Here is a 22,333-nt window from a genome sequence, read left to right on the forward strand (position 1 = left end):
CTGTTTCTTGCATTCGAGTCCGTGACAAATCCCCTGTGCGCGCCGGGTTCTCATCGATCCTGTTATCCGCCGGGGCCGGACTCAAGTACCCACAAAAAAGTGCGCACTTACCCCCAGGTACGCGGATGCGCGGCCACCCCGCTACGTTGGCCCGCATGTTCGACAAGAGCTTCTACGATCTGGCTTTCGGCGTGGACCCGGGCGGAGCCCGCAGAGACGCCCACATCGTCAGCGCCACGCTGGACGAGGTGAAGCACGGCCTGGCGTCGGAACTGGCCGAAGGGATCAACCTGTATCTGCTGTGCCGGTACGGCGCACGCCTGACACTGGACGTCTACCAGCAGGGGGAACTGGCGGAGTCCATAGACCTCCACCCCTTCATCACCATCTCGGTCGAGGGTTATCCGGACATCACCTTCACGGGCCCGGGCGAACCGGTCGGCTACGACTTCGACGAGGACGAGGAGGACGAGGAGGGCGGCCTCTCCGGGCGGATGTTCGCGGACGACCTCGACGACTCGGTCAAGGTCTCGGTCGACTGGGACCGCGTCCCGGCGCCCTCACTCATCGGCGAGGTCGCGGGACCGGACGACGAAGCCGTACTGCTGACCGGGGATCGCCTCGCCGCGTACGGCTACCAGGACTTCGAGGAGTAACGGGAGGACACCGTCAGCGGGGACACCACGACCGCCCTGGGCAGCGGGGAACCGGCCGCCTGCCCGGGCCTCGTGCCCGCGCTCGTGAGCGCGGGCACGAGGTCGGCGTCGCCGGGGAGATCCGGCGCGGCCGGGGCCAGAAGCCGCAGCTGCGCCATGACGGCCGCGATCTCCTCGGAGGTGGCGGGAACGTTCACGGGCGCTCCCTCAGCGGCCCTTCCCGCCGCGCGGCAGCCTGGGGCACGGCGGGCCGGGGGGTGGGACGGATATGGCGGATCGGCCGGTCGCGGCGATCGCGGTTCTTGCGGGACGGGGCCGGGGGCGTGATGCGCAGGTTCAAGCGCGCTCCTCTCGATCGGTTTCTTGCTGTCGCCACCACAGAATCTAGAGCCGACCAATATTTAGGTCAAGCCTATTTTTATAATCAGGCTATGCGAGGATGGGGCCATGACAGCAGGACTGCGTGAACTGAAGAAGCAGCAGACGCGCCAGGCGATCTCCGACACCGCGACACGGCTGTTCATCGAGCGTGGCTTCGAGGCGGTGACCATCGCCGAGATCGCGGCGGCCGCCCGGGTGGCCAAGATGACCGTCACCAACTACTTCCCGCGCAAGGAGGACCTCGCCCTCGACTACCACGAGACCTTCGCCGCCACCCTGGCCCACACCGTCGCGGACCGCCGGGAAGGCGAATCCGCGCTGGCCGCCCTGCGCCGCGCGTACATGGCCGCCGTCCTGCGCCACGACCCCGCGGTCGGCTTCACCGGCCGGGAGTTCGCCCGCATGATCGCCGACAGCGCCACCCTGACCGCCCGCCTGCGCGAACTCCACGACCAGCGCGAGGACGCCCTCGCCCACACGCTCGCCGCCGACACCGCGGCCGCCCCCGGCGACCTCACCCCCAGGGCCGTGGCCGCCCTCCTCACCACCGCCCACCGCACCCTCTTCCAGCACGTCCTGGACCTCACCCTGGCGGGCCGCGACAACCAGCAGATCGCCGTCTCCGCGACCCGCGCGGCCCACCAGGTGTTCGGGCTGCTGGAGGCGTCCTTGGCCGACTACGCCGTCCGCTGACGCGACAGGGGAAAAGCGCTTGCGTCTCTCCCCCGTGACGGACAAGGTGCGACGGTACGAAAGGAGTTGCTGTGCAGCGTTCCGATGCCCCGGCCCTCAGGGAGATCGCCGTGGCGGACGAGGAGGCCGGCCCCTACGGCATCACGGCCGGCCCCGACGGCGCCCTGTGGATCACCTTCGTCCACAGCGGTCGCATCGCCCGTCTCGGCCTCGACGGCGAACTCGACGTCTATCCCTTGGACTCGCCCGAGTGCCGCCCCTCTCTCATCACCCCCGGCCCGGACGGCGCCCTGTGGTTCACCCGCTCCCAGGACCACCGGCTCGGCCGCATCACGGTCGACGGCGAAACCGAATCCTTGTCCGTGCCCACGCCCGGCAGCGGCCCCTTCGGCATCACCGCCGGTCCGGACGGCGCGATGTGGTTCACCCAGATGAACACCGACCGCATCGGCCGCGCCACCGTCCGGGGAGAGATCACCGAGTTCGCCCTTCCCGCCGAGGGCGCCTTCCCCTCGGCGATCACCGCAGGCCCTGACGGGGCCCTCTGGTTCACGCTCAACCAGGCGAACGCGATCGGCCGCATCACCACCGACGGCGCCGTCGACCTGCACCCCCTGCCGACCCCCGGCGCCGCGCCCGTGGGCATCACCAGTGACGGCGCCGCCTTGTGGTTCGTCGAAATCGCGGCGGGCCGGATCGGCAGGATCTCGGTGGACGGCGACATCGAGGAATTCCCGCTCCCCGACCGCACCGCCAAACCCCACGCCATCGTCGCGGCCTCCACCGGGGACTGCTGGTTCACCGAATGGGGAGCCAACCGCATCGGCCACATCACCGCGGCCGGCGAGATCGCCGAATACGACCTGCCGTCGCCGTCATCCGAACCACACGGCATCACGGTGGGCCCCGACGGTGCGCTCTGGGCGGCCCTTGAGACGGGAGCGGTCGCGCGCCTGGCACCGTAACCCCGGCTCGCCGGTCTCCCTCCTGGCTCCCTCCCTCCTGGCTCCCTCCCTCCCCTGGCTCCCTCCGGCCGGAATCCAGGCCGTCGGACGAGTACCGGCGGCCAAGCGGCAGGGACCGGTCCCGGCGGTGCGTTGTTAAGTTCCGCGCAGGAAAGAACAGACCGCCGAGGAGGAAGTGTCATGCGCATGCTCCATCGAATCGGGGCCGTGGTCGCGAGTGCGACTCTCGCCGTCACCGGTCTGACGCTGACCGCGTCGCCGGCCCAAGCGGCTGACTACGACTGTCCGAGTGGCAGCGACCCGAAAGCCCTTCCCGGCGCGGCCACCACTCCGGTCTCGCCGGTGCACAGCGGCGGTCGTGCGATTGAGCTCCGCTACAACAAGACCACACGGTGCGCGTGGGGGCGTATCACCCTGGGAGCGCCCGGCGACAAGATCTGGGTGGACTGGTCGAGGACGCTGGGCGGCGAGCACGCTCCGTGGGCGCAGAAGGGGGAAACGCAGATCGCCAGGGGCACCAGCAAGTTCACCGACGCGTACAACGACGCGGGTTACATCATGCGGGCCTGCGGCAAGCCGGTCGGTCACGACCTCGTCTGCACCGGCTGGTACTGAGATCGCCACAGTGATGGTCCCCCGGCTCGGCCGGGGGGCCGTCATCCTCTGCCGGATCGGCGGCCGGGCGTATCGTTCCCGCCATGCGTTGCGCGATATGCGGGTCCGGGCGGCTGAGTCCGGTCGGGGAGCTCATTTCGTCCGACAGTTCGATGCAGAAGCGGCTGAGGCTGACGTTTCCCCGGCCAGGAGCGTTCAAGGCACGGCCGACGTTCCACGCCGGGTTCGCGCGAGCCTGCCGGGACTGCGGGGCGCTGCTGCCGTTCCTCGGTGAGGGGGAGCGGCGGCGGCTGGACGCGGAGGCCGACGGGTTGGCGGGGGCCGAGGGCGGGCCGGTCGATACGGACTCCGAGGACGGGGGCGCGCGGTGACCTCGCCTCGTGTGCTGATGGTCCGCAACTCCGAGGGCAGCGGGCCGGGCCGGCTGCTGCCGTGGCTGCGGGACGAGGGGCTGGACGTGGTGGAGCTGGCGGGCGCCGAGGCGCCGGCCGATCCGGCCGGGTACGACGGCGTGGTGCTGCTCGGGGGCGGGTTTCTGCCGGACGACGACGCGTACGCGCCGTGGCTGCCGGGGCAGCGCGAGCTCACGCGCCGGGCCGTGGCCGAGGGGGTCCCGCTGCTCGGGATCTGTCTGGGCGCCCAGGTCCTGGCGGCGGCCGAGGGCGGCACGGTGGAGGGGTCGTACGGGGTGCCGGAGCGTGGCTCGTGCGCCGTCGAGTTGCGCGAGGAGGCCGGAGGGGACGGGCTGCTGGAGGGGCTGCCGCGGCGGTTCCGTGCCATTCAGAACCACCGGGACCAGATCACGTGCCTCCCGCCCGGCTCGGCTCATCTGGCGCGGAGCGAGGCCTGCCAGGTGCAGGCCTTCCGGGTCGGGGGGTGTGCCTGGGGCGTCCAGTTCCATCCCGAGGCCGGCGCGGACCGGCTCGACGGCTGGGACGAGGCGGCGCTGGCCGACAAGGGTCTTGACCTGGCGGCCCTCCGCGCCGAGGCGCGGGCGGCGGAGCCGGCCTCGGCGCGCGCCGCGCGTCGGCTGGCGGCCAACTTCGCGACCGTGGTCCGCGCCCACGCCTGAGTTTGTGGTGAGTATGGGACAGCGACACGCCGACGCCACGGCGTGTCGCTGTCCCATACTCACCACAAATTCGCCGGTGTTGTGGCCGCGCCCTCAGTCGCCCAGCACCGGCAGCAGCTCCGGCAGGTGGCCGTCCGAGGCCAGGGCGGCCGCCTGGCGGTCGGGCGGGACCTGGCCGTAGGTGGTGGTGCGGGGGCGGGCCGGGCGGCCGGTGGACTCGGCGATGGCGATGAGGTCCCGGATGGAGCGGTACGAGCCGTAGGAGGAGCCCGCCATGCGGGAGATGGTCTCCTCCATCAGGGTGCCGCCCAGGTCGTTGGCGCCGGAGCGCAGCATTTCGGCCGCGCCCTCGGCCCCCAGCTTGACCCAGCTGGTCTGGATGTTGGGGATGTGCGGGTGGAGCAGGAGCCGGGCCATGGCGGTGACGGCGCGGTTGTCGCGGGCGGTGGGGCCGGGGCGAGCGATACCGGCGAGGTAGACGGGCGCGTTGGTGTGGATGAAGGGGAGCGTCACGAACTCGGTGAAGCCGCCCGTCTCCTGCTGGATCCCGGCGAGCAGCCGCAGATGGCCCAGCCAGTGGCGGGGCTGGTCCACATGGCCGTACATCATCGTGGAGGAGGAGCGGATGCCCAGCTCATGGGCGGTCTTGACGACCTCGACCCAGGTGGCGGTGGGCAGCTTGCCCTTGGTGAGGATCCAGCGGACCTCGTCGTCGAGGATTTCGGCGGCGGTGCCGGGGATCGTGTCGAGGCCCGCCTCGCGCGCGGCGGTCAGCCACTCGCGGATGGACAGTCCGGTGCGCGTCGCGCCGTTGACGACCTCCATCGGGGAGAAGGCGTGGACGTGCATGCCGGGCACGCGCTCCTTGACGGCGCGCGCGATGTCGAAGTAGGCGGTGCCGGGCAGGTCCGGGTGGATGCCGCCCTGCATGCACACCTCGACCGCGCCCACGTCCCAGGCCTGCTGGGCGCGGTCGGCCACCTGGGCCAGCGAGAGGGTGTAGGCGTCGGCGTCGGTGCGGCGCTGGGCGAAGGCGCAGAAGCGGCAGCCGGTGTAGCAGACGTTGGTGAAGTTGATGTTCCGGGTGACGATGTAGGTGACGTCGTCGCCGACCGTGGCGCGGCGCAGGTCGTCGGCGATCCGGCACAGCGCGTCCAGCGCCGGGCCGTCGGCGTGGAGGAGGGCCAGCGCCTCGGGGTCGGTCAGCCGGGTGGGGTCGTCGGCGGCGACGGACAGGGCGGCGCTGACGTCCGCGTCGATGCGGGAGGGGGCCATGCCGGGCGCCGCCGCCTCGCGCAGCGCCTCCCAGTCGCCGTAGACCTCGTCGAAGTCGTCGCGGCGGTCGCCGGTGCGGCCCTCGGTGTCGATGGTGCGGTGCAGATCGGTGCGGCCGGAGGCGGTGAAGCCCTCGTCGGGCTCCTGCCAGGGCAGGCCGGCCGGCATCGCGCCCTCGCGGGCCAGGCCGGTGGCCGGGTCGGCCAGGGCGCTGACGTGGGGCAGCAGCCGGGGGTCGAGCCAGGGCTCGCCGCGCTGGACGAACTCGGGGTACACCGCGAGCCGTTCGCGCAGCCGGAAGCCGGCGGCGGCCGAGTGCTCGGCGAGCTCGTCCACCTGCGGCCAGGGGCGCTCGGGGTTGACGTGGTCGATGGTGAGCGGGGAGACGCCGCCCCAGTCGTCGATGCCGGCGCCGATCAGCCGCCCGTACTCCCCCTCGACCAGGTTCGGCGGCGCCTGGATGCAGGCGGCGGGGCCGAGGATGTGGCGGGCGACGGCGACGGTGGCGACGAGGTCGTCAAGCTCCGCGTCCGGCATGCCGCGCATCGCCGTGTCCGGCTTGGCGCGGAAGTTCTGGATGATGACTTCCTGGAGGCCGTGGTAGGCGCGCGCGACGCGGCGCAGCGCGAACAGCGAGTCCGCGCGCTCCTCGTAGTTCTCCCCGATCCCGATCAGCAGCCCGCTGGTGAAGGGCACGGAGCTGCGCCCGGCGTCCTCCAGGACGCGCAGCCGCACGGCGGGCTCCTTGTCCGGCGAGCCGTAGTGCGGACCGCCGGGCTCGCTCCACAGCCGCTCGGCGGTGGTCTCCAGCATCATCCCCATGGAGGGGGCGACGGGCTTGAGCCGCTGGAAGTCCGTCCAGGTCATGGCGCCGGGGTTGAGGTGCGGCAGCAGCCCGGTCTCTTCCAGGATGCGGATGGAGATGGCCCGTACGTACGCGATGGTGTCGTCGTAGCCCTCGGCCTCCAGCCATTCGCGGGCCTCGGGCCAGCGGTCCTCGGGGCGGTCCCCGAGGGTGATGAGCGCTTCCTTGCAGCCCAGTTCGGCCCCGCGCCGGGCGATGGCGAGGACTTCGTCGGGGGACATGAACATCCCGTGGCCGGCGCGGCGCAGCTTGCCGGGGACGGTGACGAACGTGCAGTAGTGGCACTTGTCCCGGCACAGGCGGGTCAGCGGGATGAAGACGCTGCGCGAGTACGTGATGACCCCGGGGCGCCCCGCGGCCTCCAGGCCCGCGTCGCGGACCCGGGCCGCCGAGGCCGTCAGGTCGGCGAGGTCCGCGCCGCGCGCCTGGAGCAGCACGGCCGCCTCGGCGGCGTCCAGCGCCACGCCGTCACGAGCCCGTTTGAGCGCGCGGCGCATGGCGTTGGAGGTGGGGGCAGCCTGGGCGGACGGCTCGGATCCCTGCGCGCTCGTGGTCATTCTCCGAGCATACGAGGGGGATCTGACACCGCCAGACCGCCCGAACCAGCGGTTTTGTGGGTCTCCTCACGGCAGATCAGGCCCCGGACGGGAATACGGGCGGGCGTTCAGAAGGAGGCTCGGCCGGCCTCGGCCTCCCTGCGGGCGATGAGCGCTTCGACGCCGTCCAGGATGCGTTCGAGGCCGAACTCGAGCGGGTCGGTGTCACCGGGGGCGAAGACGCCGTCGGCGATGGCCCGGGTGAGGGCGGGGAAGCGGTCGGCGTGGCGTGTGAGCAGTTCGCCGGTCAGACGGCTCCACTCCTCGTTGTGGGCCTCGTCCTCGTCGAGCAGCTGCTGGGCGAGGTTGCGGACGAGCCCGATGGCGAGCAGGAAGACCTGGTGCCGGTGGGCCGCCGTCAGGCCGGTGGGCTCCAGGGCGGCGAGCGCGGCGTCGAGCCAGCCGAGCTGGTTGGGGCCCATGACCTGGCGGCGCATCGCGGTGGCCGCGAGCAGCCAGGGGTGGGCCCGGTACACGGCCCAGCATGCGCGGACCCATTCCGCGAGCCGTGGCCGCCAGCCGGGGCCCGCGGCCGACAGGTCGGGGCCCTCGGCGAGGACGGCTTCGACCATCAGTTCGACGAGTTCGGCCTTGCCGGGCACATAGCGGTAGAGCGCCATCGCCGAGACGCCGAACTCGGCGGCGACCTTCTGCATGGAGATGGCGTCCAGGCCTTCGGCGTCGGCGAGGGCCACGGCGGCCCGGGCGATCTGGCGGGGGTCGAGGCTGGGCTTGGGGCCCCGGGTGGGCTGGCCCTGTTCGCCCCACAGCAGCGCGACGCCCGCCCGCAGATCGCGCTTCTTCTCCTTGGTCCTGGCCATCGCGGTGCTCCCTCTTTCCGGCTCGTTCTCCGGCTCGTTGACATCCACCAGCAACTGTATATACCTTAAACCTCGTCGCTTACGACATAAACAGTTTAGGGGAGTAGCCATGCTCGGCACCGTCATCACCGCTTCCGCCGCCACCGCCCTCGCCGCCCCCGCGGCCGGTCTGCTGGGATACCGGCAGTACAAGCGCGCGGCCAACGCCAGGCTGCTGCGCCTCACCGCCCCCGGCTCCGTCGACGAGTCCGGGTTCGTCCGCATCGGCGGCATCGACCAGTGGGTCTCCATCCGCGGCGAGGACCGCCGCAACCCGGTGATCCTCGAGATCCACGGCGGACCCGGCGCCGCCAACACCATCTACACGCCCCGCACCCGCGCCTGGGAGCGGCACTTCACCCTCGTGCGGTGGGACATGCGCGGCTCCGGCAAGACCTTCGGCCACGGCGGCCCGGAGGGGCAGGGCGAGATGACCTTCGAGCGGATCGAGCGCGACGCCCTCGAACTCACCGAGCACATCCGCACCCGGCTGGGCGTCGAGAAGGTCCTGCTGGTCGCCAACTCCTTCGGCACCGTCTTCGGGCTCCGGCTCGCCCGCAGCCACCCGGAGCTCTACTCCGCCTACGTGGGCACCGACCAGAACGTCATCGCGGGCGGACGCGACCGCTCCGCGTACCACGCCCTGGTGCGGCGGCTGCGCGCGGCCGGCAAGCACAAGGAACTCGCCGCCGTCACCGAGATGGGCCCCGACGCCTCGGCCTGGACCGCACGGCAGTGGACCGACTACAACAAGCTCGTCGTCGTGTCCGACCCGCTGACCTACGACACCATGAAGACCGTGGTGATCCGGTCGCTGTGGTTCTCACCGCTCCACGGGCTCGGCGAGCTGCGCCGCTACCTCAAGGGCATGAGCTTCTCCGAGCAGATCGCGCCCCAGACCGTGGCCTTCGACGAATGGGCCGACGGCACCGAGTTCCAGCTCCCGTTCTTCCTCTTCCAGGGCGAGCACGACGTCATGACCCCGCCCGAGCCGGCCAAGCGGTTCTTCGACGACGTCACGGCGCCGGTCAAGGACTTCGCGCTCATCCGCGACGCCAGCCACTTCGCCTCCTTCCGCCACCCCGACCAGTTCCTGGACCTCATGCTCACCAAGGTCCGCCCGGTGGTCACCGGCGAGGCGACGCTCGCGCGGTGAGCCCCGGTGGGGGCCGGATGTGGCCGCGCCGGATGTGGCCGCGCGCATGTTCCCTGGCCGCCATCGAGTTATCCACAGGCCTTTCCGTACGTGTCACTCCCGCGTACAACGGTGTGAGCGCCGGCGACGGACGGCACGACGGCCACAGGGGGCACTCATGCAGCGACGCGAAGTACTCAGACTCTCCGCCCTGGCGGGAGCGGCGGGCGTGCTGACTCTCGACCCGGTGACCTTCGCCCATGCGGAGGAGCGAGACGGCGGGTCGGGCGGCGAGCGGACGAAGACGGTCACGGGCCATCTGCCCACCGGCTCCCCCGACTTCGTCTATCTGCCGGTGGAGGTTCCGCGCGGCGTCCGCGAGATCGCCGTCTCGTACTCGTACGACAAGCCGACGGTCCCGGCCGGCACCCAGGGAAACGCCTGCGACATCGGCATCTTCGACGAGCGCGGCACGGACCTCGGCGGGCGCGGCTTCCGCGGCTGGTCGGGCGGCGCCCGCACCGAGTTCGCGATCAGCGCCGAGCAGGCGACGCCCGGGTATCTGGCGGGGCCGGTGAAGGCGGGCACCTGGTATGTCGTGCTCGGCCCCTACACGGTCGCTCCGCAGGGGCTGGACTACAAGGTCACCGTCACGCTGCGCCTCGGCGAGCCGGGTGAGACGCCGAAGCCGGTTTACCCGCCGCAGCGGGCCAAGGGGCGCGGCCGGGCCTGGTACCGGGGCGACTCCCATCTGCACACGATCCACTCCGACGGCAAGCGCACCCCGGCCGAGGTGGCCGCCGCCGCCCGGGCCGCCGGGCTCGACTTCATCACCACCACCGAGCACAACACGACCTCCTCGCATCCGGCGTGGGACGGGCTGTGGGGCGATGACCTGCTGATCCTCACCGGTGAGGAGGTCACCACGCGCAATGGCCACGTGGTGGCCCTCGGCACCGACCCGGGCGTCTTCATCGACTGGCGCTACCGCGCCCGGGACAACGCCTTCGGGAAGTACGCCCGCAAGATCCGGCAGGCGGGCGGCCTGGTCATCCCGGCCCATCCGCATGGCACCTGCGTCGGCTGCAACTGGAAGTTCGGGTTCAACGAAGCGGACGCGGTCGAGGTGTGGAACGCGGACTTCACCCCGGACGACGAGGTCACGGTCCAGGAGTGGGACAACACGCTGGTGGCCGCCGCCCGCGGCGACGGCTGCTGGCTCCCGGCCGTGGGCCACAGCGACGCGCACCGCGAGCCCCAGGTCGTCGGGCTGCCGCAGACGGTGGTGCTCGCCGACGACCTGTCGCGCACGGCGATCCAGGACGGCATACGGGCCGGGCGCTGCTGGATCGCGGAGTCGTCGGCGATCGACCTCTCCTTCGAGGCAGTCGGCGGCCGCGGGGAGCACGCGGGCATCGGCGAGCGGCTGAAGGTCGGCCGGCAGCACGAGGTGACGGTCCGGCTGAAGGTCTCCGGCGTCGGCTTGGGCTGCACGATCCGGCTCCTCACCGACCAGGGTCAGCTGTACGCCACGTCGGTCCCCGACTCCGGGTCCGCCACCGCGGAATGGCGTACGACGGCGTCCTACGCGGCGTATGTACGGGCCGAGGTGCGCCACGCCCCGGCGGACGGCGGCGCCTCGGGGGTACCGGGCCGCATGGCGGCGATGACGAACCCGATCTGGCTGGGCGAGCGGTAACTAGGAGGGCGGCGCGGGTCGTGGGCGGTACGCCGCGCGGACGCGGCGGCCGCCGTCCACGACGAGGTCCGCGCCGGTGATCCAGGACGCCTCGGCCGAGACCAGCCAGCGGACCGCTCGCGCCACGTCCTCCGGCTCGCCGATGCGGGCCAGGGGAAGGCCGGCCGCGAGGGTGGGCTCGTCGGGCTCCCAGACGAAACGGGCCATCTCGGTGCGGACCAGCCCCGGGGAGACGGCGTTGACGCGGACGGAGGGCGCCAGTTCGGCGGCGAGTTGCCGGGTGAGGCGGAGCAGGGCGGTCTTGGTGGTGCCGTAGGCGCCGACGCCCGGGCCGACGCCGTGGGTGCCCTCGGTGCAGATGTTGACGACCGCGCCGCCGTGCTCACGCATCCATCCCCGCCAGGCCGCCTGGACCAGTCGCAGCGGGGCCTCCACATTGACCGTGAAGGCCGTGCGCCAGGCGAGCGCGTCCGCGTCCATCAGCGGGCCGAGCGGGGCGTTGGTGGCGGCGTTGTTGACCAGGATGTCGAGGCGGCCGAATGCGGAAAGGGCGCGGGATACGGCCTCGTCGAGGTGGGCCGGGTCCGCTACGTCGCCCGGGCACGCGATGGCTCGCGGGCCCAGGCGGCGTACGGCGTCCGTCAGGGCGTCCGCGCCCCGCGCCGTCACGCACACCGCCGCGCCGTCCTCCATCAGCGCCTGAGCCACGGCGAGGCCGATCCCGCGGGATGCGCCCGTCACCAGGGCGGCGCGGCCCGCGAGGGCGGCGGGGCCGCCATCGGGCCCGCCTTCCGGCGCGACGGCCCCGGCCGGGCCGCCGGGCCCGCCGGTAGCGCCACCCGGCCCGCCGGGCCCGCCGCCCGGCACGCCCGTAGCCCCACCCGGCCCGCCGGCACCGCCGCCCGGCACGCCCGGCCCGCCGCTACGGCCGCCCGGCCCACCCCCAGCGCTCACCACAAGGTCAGCCCCTCGTGCTTACGGTCTCCGTATCGCGCCCCGACCGCAGCACCGTGCCCGGGAGCGCTCCGGTGACCCGGTCGTCCCGGATGGTCTCGACGCCGCCCACCCGCACGCTCACGACGCCGATCGCCCGCGAGTCCAGCCGAGGGCTGTCCCCCGGCAGGTCGTGCACCAGCGTGGCCTGGCCCGCGTCGATCCGCTCGGGGTCGAAGAGCACCAGGTCCGCGTGGTAGCCCTCGGCCACCCGGCCGCGCTCCCGCAGGCCGAACAGCCGGGCCGGCTCGTCGGTGAGCATGCGCACCGCACGCTCCAGGCCGACCAGCCGCCGCCCGCGCAGACAGTCCCCCAGGAAGCGGGTGGTGTACGGCGCGCCGCACATCCGGTCCAGATGCGCCCCGGCGTCCGAGCCGCCGAGCAGCACGTCCTCGTGCTCCCAGGTCTGCCGGCGCAGCTCCCAGCTCGCCGGGTCGTTGTCGGTCGGCATCGGCCACAGCACCGTACGGAGCTCGTCGGCGGCGCAGATCTCCACCAGGCAGCCGAAGGCGTCCGTGCCGCGCTCGGCGGCGATGTCCCGTACGACGCGCCCGGTCAGCCCGGTGTTGGCCGGGGAGTAGGTGTCGCCGATGACGTACCGCTCGAAGTTGGCCAGCCGCCGGAAGACCCCGGCCTCGGGGCTGTGCGCCCGGCGCAGCATCTCCTCGCGCACGGCGGGGTCGCGCAGCCGCGCGATCCGCTCGGGGACCGGCAGCCCGAGGATGTCGCCCCACCCGGGGATGAGGTTGAGCGCGCAGAACGTGCCCAGCGACATGTTCATGGGGGTGAGGATCGGCATGGTCAGCGCGACGATCCGGCCGCCCGCCTTTCGGGCCCGCTCGCTCGCCTCCAGCTGCCGCGGCACCCGTTCCGGCACGGCGGCGTCGATCGTGAGGACGTTCCAGTTCAGCGGCCGCCCGGCGGCCGTGCTCATCTCCACCAGCAGGTCGATCTCGTCGTCCGAGAACCGGTCGAGACAGCCCGCGACGATCGCCTCGATCTGCGTCCCCTCGTGTTCGCCCACCGCCCGCGACAGCGCGATCAGCTCCTCGGGCCGGGCGTGGCGGGAGGCCACCGGCTTGCGGTCGCCGTCCGAGTGGGTGGAGGACTGGGTGGTGGAAAGGCCCCAGGCCCCGGCGTCCATGGCCGCGTGGAGGAGCCGCAGCATCTCGTCCATCTGCGCGGCCGTGGGCTGCCCGCCGATCGCGTCGGGGCCCATCACGTGGCGGCGCAGCGCGCAGTGCCCCACCATGAAGCCCGCGTTGACGGCGATCCGCCCGTCCAGCGCGTCCAGGTACTCGCCGAAGGAGTGCCAGTTCCACGGCGCCCCCTCCTCGAGCGCCACCAGCGACATCCCCTCGACCTTGCTCATCATCCGCCGGGTGTAGTCGGCGTCCTCGGGGCGCTCCGGGTTGAGCGGCGCGAGCGTGAAGCCGCAGTTGCCGCCCGCGACGGTGGTCACGCCGTGGTTCAGGGAGGGGGTGGCGTACGGGTCCCAGAACAGCTGCGCGTCGTAGTGCGTATGCGGATCGACGAACCCGGGTGCGAGCACCAGCCCCGTCGCGTCCTCGACGCCGCGGGACTGCTCCGTCACGGTGCCGGGCTCGGCGATGACCGCGATGCGCCCGTCCCGCAGGCCGACGTCGGCGACGCGGGCGGGGGCGCCGGTGCCGTCCACGACGGTCGCGGCGCGTATGAGGTGGTCGAGCACGGTGGTTCTCCCTTCACGCTCGGTTCTGCTCAGTCGCGGGCCGCCTGGCGGAAGCGGGTCGTACGGTGCACCGGGTCGGTGTCGATCTTCGGGATGACGTGCTCGCCGATCAGCTTGATCGTGTTCAGGGTGTCCTCGCGGCCGATCCCGATCGGCAGCCCGAAAGACAGCTGGTCGGCGCCCGCCTGCTCCCACCGCTTGCACTGCCGGAAGACCTCGTCCGGGTCGCCGCAGATCATCAGCTCCTCGGCGATCAGCAGCTCGATGATCTCCTCGGTGTACTCGGGCAGCAGCTCGGGCCACTCCGGAATGCCCTCCGGCCGCGGGAAGGTGTCGTGGTAGCGGAACAGCAGCGACTGCAGATAGTTGAGCCCGCCGCTCACCGCGATCTCGACCGCCTTGGCGTGGGTCTCGGCGCAGATCGCCGTGGACGTCACCATCACGTTGTCGTTGACGAAGCCGCCGACCGGCTCGGCCTCCTTGACGGCGTTCTTGTACGAGTCGAGGACCCACTCCATGTCGGAGACCTTCTGGATGGAGAAGCCGAGCACGCCGAGCCCCTTCTTCCCCGCCATCGCGTACGAGGGCGGCGACCCTGCGGCGTACCACATGGCCGGGTGCGAGGCCCCGTACGGCTTGGGCAGCACCTTGCGCGGCGGCAGCGACCAGTGCCTGCCCGTGAAACCCTGGTACTCGTCCTGCAGCCACATCTTGGGGAACTCGGCGATCGTCTCCTCCCAGATCTCCTTGGTGTGGTTCATGTCGGTCACCCCCGGCAGGAACCCGAGGATCTCGTGGCTGCCCGCCCCGCGCCCGGACCCGAACTCGAAGCGGCCGCCGGAGAGGTGGTCGAGCATGGCGACCTTCTCGGCGACCTTGACGGGGTGGTTGACCTGGGGCAGCGGGTTGAAGATCCCGGAGCCCAGGTGGATCCGCTCGGTCGCGTGCGCGAGGTAGCCGAGGAAGACGTCGTTGGCCGACAGGTGGGAGTACTCCTCCAGGAAGTGGTGCTCGGAGGCCCACGCGTACTTGAATCCCGACCGGTCCGCCTGGATGACGTACTCGGTCTCCTCGATCAGTGCGTGGTGCTCGGCCTCCGGGTCGGCCTCCTGCCGACTCCTGGGCACATATCCCTGCACAAAGAGTCCGAATTCCATGGAGGGTCACCGCCTCAGTGTTCTATCGTGCAGACTATCTGACGCTCCGTCAGATTCTGATTGACTCTGACACCACGGGGTTTGACCGTCAAGGGCCGCCCGCGGAGGACCGCGCTAGAAGACCGAGACCCCCGCCAGCCATCCGCCGTCCACCACGAACGGCTGGCCGGTGATGTACGAGGAGTCGTCCGAGGACAGGAACAGCGCCAGCCGGGCGACCTCCTCCGGCCGCCCGATCCGCCCCATCGGAACCAGCTTCTTGTAGAGCCCGTCCACCGCCGCCGACGCCTCGGCCAGGTCGGCCCCGGGGTCGAGCTGGGCGGGGTTGGTCATCGGGGTGTCGATCGCCCCGGGGCACATCGCGTTCACCCTGATCCCCTTGGGGGACAGCTCCATCGCGGCCACCCGCGTCATCCCGACGACGGCCGCCTTGGTCGCGGCGTACGAGGTCAGAAAGGCCATGCCGGACAGCGCCACGTACGACGCGGTGTTGACGATCGTCCCGCCGCCGGCCGCCTCGAGCTCCGGCGCCACGGCCCGCATCCCGAGGAACGCCCCGACCTGGTTGACCTGGACGACCGCCAGATACTCCTCGAGCGGGGTGCCGACCAGTTCGTTGAAGCGCAGGATGCCCGCGTTGTTGACCAGCCCGTCGACCTTGCCGAAGGAGTCCTTGGCGGCCGAGACGGCGGCGGCCCAGTCCTCCTCCCGACCCACGTCCATGTGCAGGTACCGGGCCGCCTCCCCCAGTTCCTTGGCAAGCGCCTCGCCCTGTTCGTCCAGCACATCGCCGAGCAGGACCCGGGCGCCCTCGGCGACGAACAGCCGCGCCTCCTGCTCGCCCTGTCCGCGCGCCGCACCCGTGATGACGACGACCCGCCCGTCCAGCTTGCCCATTGCGCCTCCTAGCCCTTGAGATGCGGAAAGTCATTGAGATGCGGTCAGTCACCGAGGTGCGGTCAGTCACTGAGATGCGGTCAGTCATTGAGACGCGGAGCGACATCGGTGGCGAAGGCCGCCATCTGGTCGACCAGCTCGGCCCGGTCGCGGCAGCGGAACCGCACCTGGATCTGGTCCACCCCCATCGCCGCGTACGCGCGCAGGGACTCGGCGAGCCGGTCCGGCTCACCGGTCAGCGTCCGCCGGCCGACCTCCCAGCCGGGCGCGCCCACGTACAGGGGCTCCGCGATGGCCCCGATCTCCGCGGGCTCCGCGCAGCCCGGGTCGTGCCGGGCGGCCCGCTCGCGCAGCTCGCGCAGCCGGGCGATCTGACCCGGCAGCCGGTCCCGCGGATCGCCCTGCGGCAGCCAGCCGTCCCCGCGCACCGCCGCCCGGCGCACCGCCGCGGCCGAGGAGCCGCCCACCCACACCGGCGGCCGCGGCGTCTGTACGGGGCGCGGGGCCTGCCCGAGCCCGCTGAACGCGAACCGCTCACCGCGGAACTCGGGGAACTCCCCCGGGCCCAGCGCGGCCTTCAGCGCGTCGACCGTCTCGTCCAGGAGGGCGCCGCGGGCGGTGAAGTCCACCCCCAGCGCCTCGAACTCCTCCCGTACGTGCCCGGCCCCGACCCCCAGGATCAGCCGTCCGCCGCTGAGGTGGTCGAGCGTGGCGTACTGCTTGGCGGTCAGCAGCGGGTGCCGCAGCGCGGCGACCGCGACATGGCTGAGCAGCCGCACCCGCTCGGTGGCGGCGGCCAGATAGGCGAGGGTGGCCACCGGGTCGTACCAGACGGTGCCCATGGCGTCGGCCAGCCGCCTGGGGATCGCGACGTGGTCGCACACCGCGATGTACGCGAAGCCGAGCCGGTCGGCGGCGCGGGCGACCTCGACGAGGTCGGCGGGGCCGGCCCGCCCCTCCCACGGCTCGGCGTACAGGGTGGACTGCGACTGGACCGGAAGCTGGATTCCGTAGCTCAGCCGCCCTTCGGGCAGAATGCGCACGCCGCCGCCTCTCAGGCCCCGGGCCCGGCCCAGAGGCCGTCCTCCGTGAGCCCCAGCAGTTCGATCGCGTTGCCGCGCACGATCCGCTCCACGACGTCCTGCGCCAGATGGCCCATCTGGGCCTCGCCGACCTCGCGCGACGTGGGCCAGGTCGAGTCGGAGTGCGGGTAGTCCGTCTCGTACAGGACGTTACCCACCCCGATGGCGTCCAGGTTCCGCAGCCCGAAGGCGTCGTCGAAGAAGCACCCGTACACATGCTCAGCGAACAGCTCGGACGGCGGCCGCAGCACCTTGTCGGCCACCCCGCCCCAGCCGCGGTTCTCCTCCCAGACCACATCGGCGCGCTCGAGGATGTATGGGATCCAGCCGATCTGGCCCTCGGCGTACATGATCTTCAGATGGGGGAATCGGTCCAGTTTGCCGCTCATCAGCCAGTCGACCATCGAGAAGCAGCAGTTGGCGAAGGTGATCGTGGAGCCGACCGCCGGGGGCGCGTCCGCCGAGGTCGAGGGCATACGGGAGGACGAGCCGATGTGCATGGCGACCACCGTCCCGGTCTCGTCGCAGGCCGCGAAGAAGGGGTCCCAGTCGTCGGTGTGGACCGACGGCAGCCCGAGGTTCGGCGGGATCTCGGAGAAGCAGACGGCCCGCACCCCGCGCGCCGCGTTGCGGCGCACCTCGGCGGCGGCCAGCTCGGCGTCCCACAGCGGGATGAGGGTGAGCGGGATCAGCCGCCCCCGCGCCTCGGGCCCGCACCACTCCTCCACCATCCAGTCGTTGTACGCGCGCAACGCCAGCAGGCCGAGGTCGTGGTCCTTGGCCTCGGTGAAGGTCTGCCCGCAGAAGCGGGGGAAGGTCGGGAAGCAGAGGGCGGACTGCACGTGGTTGACGTCCATGTCCGCGAGCCGGTCGGGCACGGAGTAGGAGCCCGGCCGCATCTGCTCGTAGGTGATGGCCTCGAGTTTCACCTCGTCCCTGCTGTATCCGACGGCGGTGTCGAGGCGGGTGAGCGGCCGGTGCAGGTCCTCGTACACCCACCAGTCCGCGATCGGTCCGTCGTCGCCGGGGGCGCCCATCTTCGGGGCGAACTTGCCGCCGACGAAGGTCATCTCCTTCAGCGGCGCCCGGACGACGCGCGGGGCGATGTCGCGGTATTTCGACGGGAGGCGGTCCCGCCAGACGTGAGGGGGTTCGACCGTGTGGTCGTCCACCGAAATTATCCTCGGGAAGCTCTCCATGCCCCTCACGGTAGCGCCGATCTGACGGATCGTCAGCTACCGCGACAGGGCATGCGCACCCCCGCGACCCGGCGGCGACGGACGTGCGGACCGAGCCCACGACATGGCCTCGTTGATGGCTCAATTACGCCGTAGGACTTGCGGGTTGCGACAACCTGGAGTGTTCATTTGCCGTAGCGAGCATCACCCGAAGGGATCACTCCGGTCGCGTCCCGAGCGTGTACGAACCACCGGCGAATGCGGCGGCCGGGCAAGTATGGCGGGCTTGTGGAGAGACCAGGCCCCTACTGACGTAGGGGGCTGAGGCAAGGCAAACTTACCCGTGCGACTAGGAAGCTCAGGCAGGGGGAGACCATGGCGGCCGAGAGGGAGCGGGTGCAAGGGCAGCAGTTGCGCTTCACCGTGCTCGGACCGGTCCGGGCCTGGCGGGGCGAGGAACAGGTCGGCACCGGTTCGCCGCAGCAGAAGGCGCTGCTGGCCGCCCTGCTGCTGCGCGGCGGGCGCACCGCGACGGCGCCGGAGCTGATCGACGGCCTGTGGGGCGACGAGCCCCCGGACGCGGCGATCGCCGCGCTGCGCACCTATGCCTCGCGGCTGCGCAAGGCCTTCGGCCCGGACTCCGAAGTGCTGGTCAGCGAGTCGGGGGGCTACGCCATCCGGATCGGGGTGGGGGCCCTGGACACCGACGTGGCCGAGCAGCTGGCCGCGGAGGCGGAGAAGGCACAGCTGTCCGGCGACCGGACGCGGGCGCGCGAGCTGATCAACAAGGCGCTTGACCTGTGGGACGGGGAGCCGCTGGCCGGGCTGCCCGGCCCGTACGCGGAGACCCAGCGCATGCGGCTCGAGGAGTGGCACCTCGTCCTCATCGAGACCCGCCTCGACCTGGACCTGAACGTGGGCTTCCACGCGGAGGCGGTCTCCGAGCTGACCGCCCTCACCGCCCAGCACCCGTTCCGCGAGCGGCTGCGCGAACTGCTGATGCTCGCGCTGTACCGCAGCGGACGGCAGGCCGAGGCGCTGGCGGTGTACAACGACACCCGGCGGCTGCTGGCCGAGGAGCTGGGCGCCGATCCGTGCGCCGAGCTGTCCGACCTCCAGCAGCGCATCCTCCAGGCGGACGCCGGGCTGGCCGCGCCGGCCGAGGCCCGTACCTCCGGCGGCGGCCCGGCGTATGTGCGGCCCGCCCAGTTGCCCGCGACCGTCTCCGACTTCACCGGCCGCGTCGCCTTCGTCAATGAACTGAGCGACCAGCTCGCCACCGCGGAGGGGCGTGTCATGGCCGTGTCAGCGGTGGCGGGCATAGGCGGGGTCGGCAAGACCACCCTGGCCGTCCACGTCGCACACGCGGCCCGGCACCACTTCCCCGACGGTCAGCTGTACGTCGATCTGCAGGGCGCGGGCCCGGTGCCGACCGAGCCCCAGGCGGTCCTCGGCGCCTTCCTGCGCGCCCTGGGCATCCCGGACACCGCGATCCCCGACGGCGTCGAGGAGCGCGCCGCCCTCTACCGCTCCACCCTGGACGGCCGCCGGGTGCTCGCCCTGCTCGACAACGCGCGCGACGCGGCGCAGGTACGGCCGCTGCTCCCCGGCACGGAGGGGTGCGCGGCGCTGATCACCAGCCGCACCCGCATGGTCGACCTGGAGAGCGCGCATCTGGTCGACCTGGACGTGATGAGCCCCGAAGAGGCCCTTGTCCTCTTCACCCGCATCGTCGGCGAGGAGCGGGTCACCTCGGAGCGGGACGCGGCCATGGACGTGGTGGCGGCGTGCGGCTTCCTGCCGCTGGCCATCCGCATCGCGGCCTCCCGCCTCGCCTCCCGCCGGACGTGGACCGTGTCCTTCCTGGCCCGCAAGCTGGCCGACGGGCGCCGCCGGCTGGACGAGCTCCGCGCCGGCGACCTGGCCGTACGGGCCACGTTCGAGCTGGGCTACGGCCAGCTGGAGCCCCAGCAGGCCCGCGCCTTCCGCCTGCTGGGCCTCGCGGACGGCCCGGACATCTCGCTCGCGGCGGCCGCCGTCGTCCTCGACATGGACACCTTCGACGCCGAGGAGCTCATCGAATCCCTCGTCGACGCCTCGCTGCTGGAATCCGCCGCCCCCGGGCGCTACCGCTACCACGATCTCGTACGCCTCTACGCGCGTGACTGTGCGGAACGGGATCAGCCGGTGGCGGACCGTGAGGCGGCGATGGTGCGGCTGCTCGACTTCTATCTCGCGACGGCCTCCCGTGTGTACGCGCTGGAGCGGCCGGGCGACCGGCTGGTCGACCACCTGGCGCCGACCGAGCGCCCCGGACTCCACTTCCCCGACCAGAACACCGCGCTGGACTGGCTGTTCGCCGAGGCCGACTGCCTGCTGGCGTGCGCCCAGCAGGCGGCGTCGTCCGACGACACGGTGCGCAAGGCCGCGGATCTGGTGGCCGCGGCGCCCGACCTCGCCGAGTCCGGTGTCAACTCGCGCCGTTACGAGGCCGTCGCGGAGGCGGTCGGCGAGGCGGCGCGCAAGGCCGGAGACGTTCAGGCGGAGGGCCGCGCCAGGACGTTCCTGGCCCACGCCCTCAGCCTGGCGGGCCGGTACGACGAGGCCGAGGAGCAGGCCAAGACCGCGCTGGACCTGGGCCGGACCGTGGCGGACCCGGTGCCGACCAGCCGCGTGCCGAACCAGCTCGGGATCATCTTCGCCCTCCACCGCAAGGACCCCGGGCGGGCGGAGAAGTACCTCCTCCAGGCGATCGAGGCCTTCCAGCAGGACGGCAACGTCCCGGGGGAAGCCGCCGCACTGGGCAACCTGTCGCGTGTGCTGCTGGAGACGGGTCATCCTCAAAGGGCCGTCGAGATGGCCCGGCGCGGGGCCCAGATCCTGGAGAGCCTCGGCCATGTCATGCGCCTGGCCACCGCCAAGTACCAGCTCGGAATAGCGCTGACCAAGACGGGTGAACACGCCGAGGCGTTCAGGGAGTTGACGGAAGCGCTCACGCTTCTCCAGGAGAGCCGTCAGCCCCTGTGGGAGGGCATGGCCCACCAGCGTCTGGCGGAGGTGCACCTCACCCTGCACAACGCGGCCCAGGCCGCCGCCCACGCGGAGCAGGCCCTCGCCCTGCGCGGCCATGGCGGCGAATGGCGGCGCGCCATCGTGCTGACGGTGCTCGGCAAGGCGCTGGCACAGCTCAGGCAGAGCGGCCGGGCCGAAGCCTGCTGGCGCGAGGCCCTGTCCATCCACGAACGGCTGGGAGCGGCCGAGGCGGAAGAGGTACGGGGCCTTCTGACCGCCTCGGCGGCCTCGTAACGCCGCCACCAAAACCGCCCATAACCCCCCATAACACGGCCCCGCTTGACCGTTTATTTTTCGTTTATCGCGGTCCGCCACTCTGGTCCTAGTCGATCCGCCCCCGCGGGGGGCAGGCGGGTCGGTTGTCAGGTGCCCCTACTAATGTGAGCGGCCCTGAAATGCCCGTCCGGCGACCCACGGGGGAGTCGCCGGGCGGGCGTTGCGCACTCCGCCAACCACAGCTCGAGGAAGTTGATCGTTATGACCGACGACAAGAAGCCGAAGTCCGACGCCTACCGGCCCCTGGACGAGGCGATGCCCGCACCTTCACCCATCACCACCAAGGACGAGGTCATGCCCGCACCGCCGGGCATCACCACCAAGGACGAGGTCATGCCCGCACCTCCGGCGCTCTCCACCGCCGATGAGGTCATGCCCGCGCCCAAGCCGCTCGCCGCCAAGTCCGACGAGGGCCAGGGAGTCGATCCCAGCAAGATCAGCACCAAGGACGAGGTCATGCCCGCACCGAAGCCCCTCACCGCGGACACCAAGTAGCCCGCCACGGAGGGCTCTCGGTAGGAGCGGCGGGGGCCGCGATCCACGGGGGGTAGCACCACAGGGGCCGATGTCGGCGGCGAGGAGGGGAGGCTGCCGGCATCGGCCCCTGTGCATATGAAAAACCGGGGCGCTTCACGCCAAGATTCCACCAGTTCAAGCCAGATGGCCGAACATCTGTACCCTCGCCGCCACATTTGCAATACAAAATGTCTATTATCTCCCCACCCTGAGGAGCTGCAATGATTCGCACGAAGAAGGCCCTCATCACCTTGGCGATCGCAGGGGTCGCAGCACTCGGCACCGCCGCTCCCGCCCTGGCGCTTTCCGGCCACGAGGGCCCCGCCAGAGGCGCCTCGACTCAGACAAAGGACACCCCCGAAGCCACCCCGCTCGACGAGGTCTTCCCGGCTCCCTTGCCCAACTAGGACGTCACCGCTCCACACGGGGGGCCGAGCCAGAAGGCTCGGCCCATTCCTTTGCCCGCGTTCACGCATTGACCTTCGCACTGATGTCAAGGTCTACAAAGGCTCCGAAGGGCCGCCGCACCGGCCACCCCGCGCGCCAAGGAGCTTCCCAATGCTGATGTCAAGCTGCTGCCGTAACAGGCGATGTGGCTTGGTAACACGCTCCGTCGCGGATCATGGCCCACAGGACATT

The 22,333-nt window shown here is 71.7% G+C and carries 20 protein-coding genes; 11 read left to right on the forward strand and 9 right to left on the reverse strand.

Annotated features, from left to right (window positions below; translation table 11 throughout):
* The first annotated feature begins 155 nt into the window (after positions 1–155).
* Positions 156–656 (forward strand): hypothetical protein, encoded by a 501-nt coding sequence (locus ACFZDL_RS21100; protein ID WP_353588045.1) that lies wholly within the window; start codon positions 156–158, stop codon positions 654–656.
* Here the strand turns inward: ACFZDL_RS21100 and ACFZDL_RS21105 are convergent.
* Positions 635–853, reverse strand: coding sequence for a hypothetical protein (locus tag ACFZDL_RS21105; protein ID WP_353588047.1), 219 nt, complete (start codon positions 851–853; stop codon positions 635–637). The genes ACFZDL_RS21100 and ACFZDL_RS21105 overlap by 22 nt on opposite strands.
* Positions 854–1,103: 250 nt before the next feature.
* On the opposite strand from ACFZDL_RS21105, the gene ACFZDL_RS21110 reads away from it, so the two are divergent.
* From ACFZDL_RS21110 to ACFZDL_RS21130, 5 genes are all read left to right on the forward strand, one after another.
* A complete protein-coding gene (locus ACFZDL_RS21110; RefSeq protein WP_353588049.1) occupies positions 1,104–1,730 on the forward strand; it encodes a TetR family transcriptional regulator in 627 nt (208 codons plus the stop codon).
* A 71-nt stretch (positions 1,731–1,801) separates the two neighbouring features.
* Complete coding sequence (locus tag ACFZDL_RS21115) at positions 1,802–2,695, forward strand: virginiamycin B lyase (protein ID WP_353588051.1); 894 nt, start codon at positions 1,802–1,804, stop codon at positions 2,693–2,695.
* Positions 2,696–2,875: 180 nt separating this feature from the next.
* Positions 2,876–3,310, forward strand: a complete 435-nt coding sequence (locus tag ACFZDL_RS21120; RefSeq protein ID WP_353588053.1) for a DUF2690 domain-containing protein — start codon at positions 2,876–2,878, stop codon at positions 3,308–3,310.
* Positions 3,311–3,393: 83 nt separating this feature from the next.
* Positions 3,394–3,681, forward strand: a complete 288-nt coding sequence (locus ACFZDL_RS21125) for a hypothetical protein (RefSeq protein ID WP_353588055.1) — start codon at positions 3,394–3,396, stop codon at positions 3,679–3,681.
* Positions 3,678–4,382, forward strand: a complete 705-nt coding sequence (locus ACFZDL_RS21130) for a type 1 glutamine amidotransferase (protein WP_353588057.1) — start codon at positions 3,678–3,680, stop codon at positions 4,380–4,382. Before ACFZDL_RS21125 ends, ACFZDL_RS21130 begins: the two co-directional genes overlap by 4 nt.
* A 93-nt stretch (positions 4,383–4,475) precedes the next feature.
* Here the strand turns inward: ACFZDL_RS21130 and ACFZDL_RS21135 are convergent, their stop codons facing one another.
* Positions 4,476–7,079 carry a bifunctional FO biosynthesis protein CofGH gene (locus ACFZDL_RS21135; RefSeq protein WP_353588059.1) on the reverse strand — a complete coding sequence of 868 codons (2,604 nt, stop codon included), beginning with the start codon at positions 7,077–7,079 and terminating at the stop codon, positions 4,476–4,478.
* Between the two features lie 107 nt (positions 7,080–7,186).
* Positions 7,187–7,939 carry a TetR/AcrR family transcriptional regulator C-terminal domain-containing protein gene (locus tag ACFZDL_RS21140; protein WP_353588061.1) on the reverse strand — a complete coding sequence of 251 codons (753 nt, stop codon included), beginning with the start codon at positions 7,937–7,939 and terminating at the stop codon, positions 7,187–7,189.
* A 109-nt stretch (positions 7,940–8,048) separates the two neighbouring features.
* Here ACFZDL_RS21140 and ACFZDL_RS21145 point away from each other — a divergent pair, with 109 nt between their 5' ends.
* Both ACFZDL_RS21145 and ACFZDL_RS21150 read left to right on the forward strand, forming a co-directional pair.
* Complete coding sequence (locus tag ACFZDL_RS21145; RefSeq protein ID WP_353588063.1) at positions 8,049–9,134, forward strand: alpha/beta hydrolase; 1,086 nt, start codon at positions 8,049–8,051, stop codon at positions 9,132–9,134.
* Positions 9,135–9,291: 157 nt separating this feature from the next.
* A complete protein-coding gene (locus ACFZDL_RS21150) occupies positions 9,292–10,812 on the forward strand; it encodes a CehA/McbA family metallohydrolase (protein WP_353588065.1) in 1,521 nt (506 codons plus the stop codon).
* Here ACFZDL_RS21150 and ACFZDL_RS21155 read toward each other — a convergent pair whose 3' ends face one another.
* The 6 genes from ACFZDL_RS21155 to ACFZDL_RS21180 form a co-directional block, all read right to left on the reverse strand.
* On the reverse strand, positions 10,813–11,766 hold the full coding sequence (locus tag ACFZDL_RS21155; protein ID WP_353588067.1) for an SDR family oxidoreductase: 954 nt from the start codon (positions 11,764–11,766) through the stop codon (positions 10,813–10,815).
* Between the two features lie 7 nt (positions 11,767–11,773).
* The gene (locus ACFZDL_RS21160) at positions 11,774–13,516 is read right to left on the reverse strand and encodes an amidohydrolase family protein (RefSeq protein WP_353588069.1); all 1,743 of its coding nucleotides are present in this window, start codon (positions 13,514–13,516) and stop codon (positions 11,774–11,776) included.
* A 29-nt stretch (positions 13,517–13,545) separates the two neighbouring features.
* On the reverse strand, positions 13,546–14,673 hold the full coding sequence (locus ACFZDL_RS21165) for an LLM class flavin-dependent oxidoreductase (protein ID WP_353588071.1): 1,128 nt from the start codon (positions 14,671–14,673) through the stop codon (positions 13,546–13,548).
* A gap of 114 nt (positions 14,674–14,787) precedes the next feature.
* Positions 14,788–15,570 carry a glucose 1-dehydrogenase gene (locus ACFZDL_RS21170; protein WP_353588073.1) on the reverse strand — a complete coding sequence of 261 codons (783 nt, stop codon included), beginning with the start codon at positions 15,568–15,570 and terminating at the stop codon, positions 14,788–14,790.
* Positions 15,571–15,650: 80 nt separating this feature from the next.
* On the reverse strand, positions 15,651–16,613 hold the full coding sequence (locus ACFZDL_RS21175; protein WP_353588074.1) for a TIGR03619 family F420-dependent LLM class oxidoreductase: 963 nt from the start codon (positions 16,611–16,613) through the stop codon (positions 15,651–15,653).
* 11 nt (positions 16,614–16,624) lie between these two features.
* Entirely contained in the window at positions 16,625–17,851 is a 1,227-nt protein-coding gene (locus ACFZDL_RS21180; protein WP_353588076.1) for an amidohydrolase family protein, read from the reverse strand.
* A gap of 354 nt (positions 17,852–18,205) precedes the next feature.
* Between ACFZDL_RS21180 and ACFZDL_RS21185 the strand changes: the two genes are divergently transcribed.
* The 3 genes from ACFZDL_RS21185 (at position 18,206) to ACFZDL_RS21195 (ending at position 22,101) form a co-directional block, all read left to right on the forward strand.
* Positions 18,206–21,136, forward strand: coding sequence for a BTAD domain-containing putative transcriptional regulator (locus ACFZDL_RS21185; RefSeq protein WP_353588078.1), 2,931 nt, complete (start codon positions 18,206–18,208; stop codon positions 21,134–21,136).
* A 243-nt stretch (positions 21,137–21,379) separates the two neighbouring features.
* Positions 21,380–21,673, forward strand: a complete 294-nt coding sequence (locus ACFZDL_RS21190; protein WP_353588080.1) for a hypothetical protein — start codon at positions 21,380–21,382, stop codon at positions 21,671–21,673.
* Between the two features lie 242 nt (positions 21,674–21,915).
* Entirely contained in the window at positions 21,916–22,101 is a 186-nt protein-coding gene (locus ACFZDL_RS21195) for a hypothetical protein (RefSeq protein WP_353588082.1), read from the forward strand.
* Positions 22,102–22,333 lie beyond the last annotated feature (232 nt).

This window comes from Streptomyces sp. NPDC007917 (genome assembly GCF_042959105.1).
Lineage (GTDB): Bacteria > Actinomycetota > Actinomycetes > Streptomycetales > Streptomycetaceae > Streptomyces.

Excerpts from the sequence above, each read along its gene's own strand:
- ACFZDL_RS21190 (WP_353588080.1), top strand. The coding sequence starts at position 21,380 with ATGACCGACGACAAGAAGCCGAAGTCCGACGCCTACCGGCCCCTGGAC.
- ACFZDL_RS21140 (WP_353588061.1), bottom strand. The coding sequence starts at position 7,939 with ATGGCCAGGACCAAGGAGAAGAAGCGCGATCTGCGGGCGGGCGTCGCG.
- ACFZDL_RS21135 (WP_353588059.1), bottom strand. The coding sequence starts at position 7,079 with ATGACCACGAGCGCGCAGGGATCCGAGCCGTCCGCCCAGGCTGCCCCC.
- ACFZDL_RS21110 (WP_353588049.1), top strand. The coding sequence starts at position 1,104 with ATGACAGCAGGACTGCGTGAACTGAAGAAGCAGCAGACGCGCCAGGCG.
- ACFZDL_RS21165 (WP_353588071.1), bottom strand. The coding sequence starts at position 14,673 with ATGGAATTCGGACTCTTTGTGCAGGGATATGTGCCCAGGAGTCGGCAG.
- ACFZDL_RS21150 (WP_353588065.1), top strand. The coding sequence starts at position 9,292 with ATGCAGCGACGCGAAGTACTCAGACTCTCCGCCCTGGCGGGAGCGGCG.
- ACFZDL_RS21185 (WP_353588078.1), top strand. The coding sequence starts at position 18,206 with ATGGCGGCCGAGAGGGAGCGGGTGCAAGGGCAGCAGTTGCGCTTCACC.
- ACFZDL_RS21125 (WP_353588055.1), top strand. The coding sequence starts at position 3,394 with ATGCGTTGCGCGATATGCGGGTCCGGGCGGCTGAGTCCGGTCGGGGAG.
- ACFZDL_RS21145 (WP_353588063.1), top strand. The coding sequence starts at position 8,049 with ATGCTCGGCACCGTCATCACCGCTTCCGCCGCCACCGCCCTCGCCGCC.
- ACFZDL_RS21180 (WP_353588076.1), bottom strand. The coding sequence starts at position 17,851 with ATGGAGAGCTTCCCGAGGATAATTTCGGTGGACGACCACACGGTCGAA.
- ACFZDL_RS21100 (WP_353588045.1), top strand. The coding sequence starts at position 156 with ATGTTCGACAAGAGCTTCTACGATCTGGCTTTCGGCGTGGACCCGGGC.
- ACFZDL_RS21170 (WP_353588073.1), bottom strand. The coding sequence starts at position 15,570 with ATGGGCAAGCTGGACGGGCGGGTCGTCGTCATCACGGGTGCGGCGCGC.
- ACFZDL_RS21195 (WP_353588082.1), top strand. The coding sequence starts at position 21,916 with ATGATTCGCACGAAGAAGGCCCTCATCACCTTGGCGATCGCAGGGGTC.
- ACFZDL_RS21120 (WP_353588053.1), top strand. The coding sequence starts at position 2,876 with ATGCGCATGCTCCATCGAATCGGGGCCGTGGTCGCGAGTGCGACTCTC.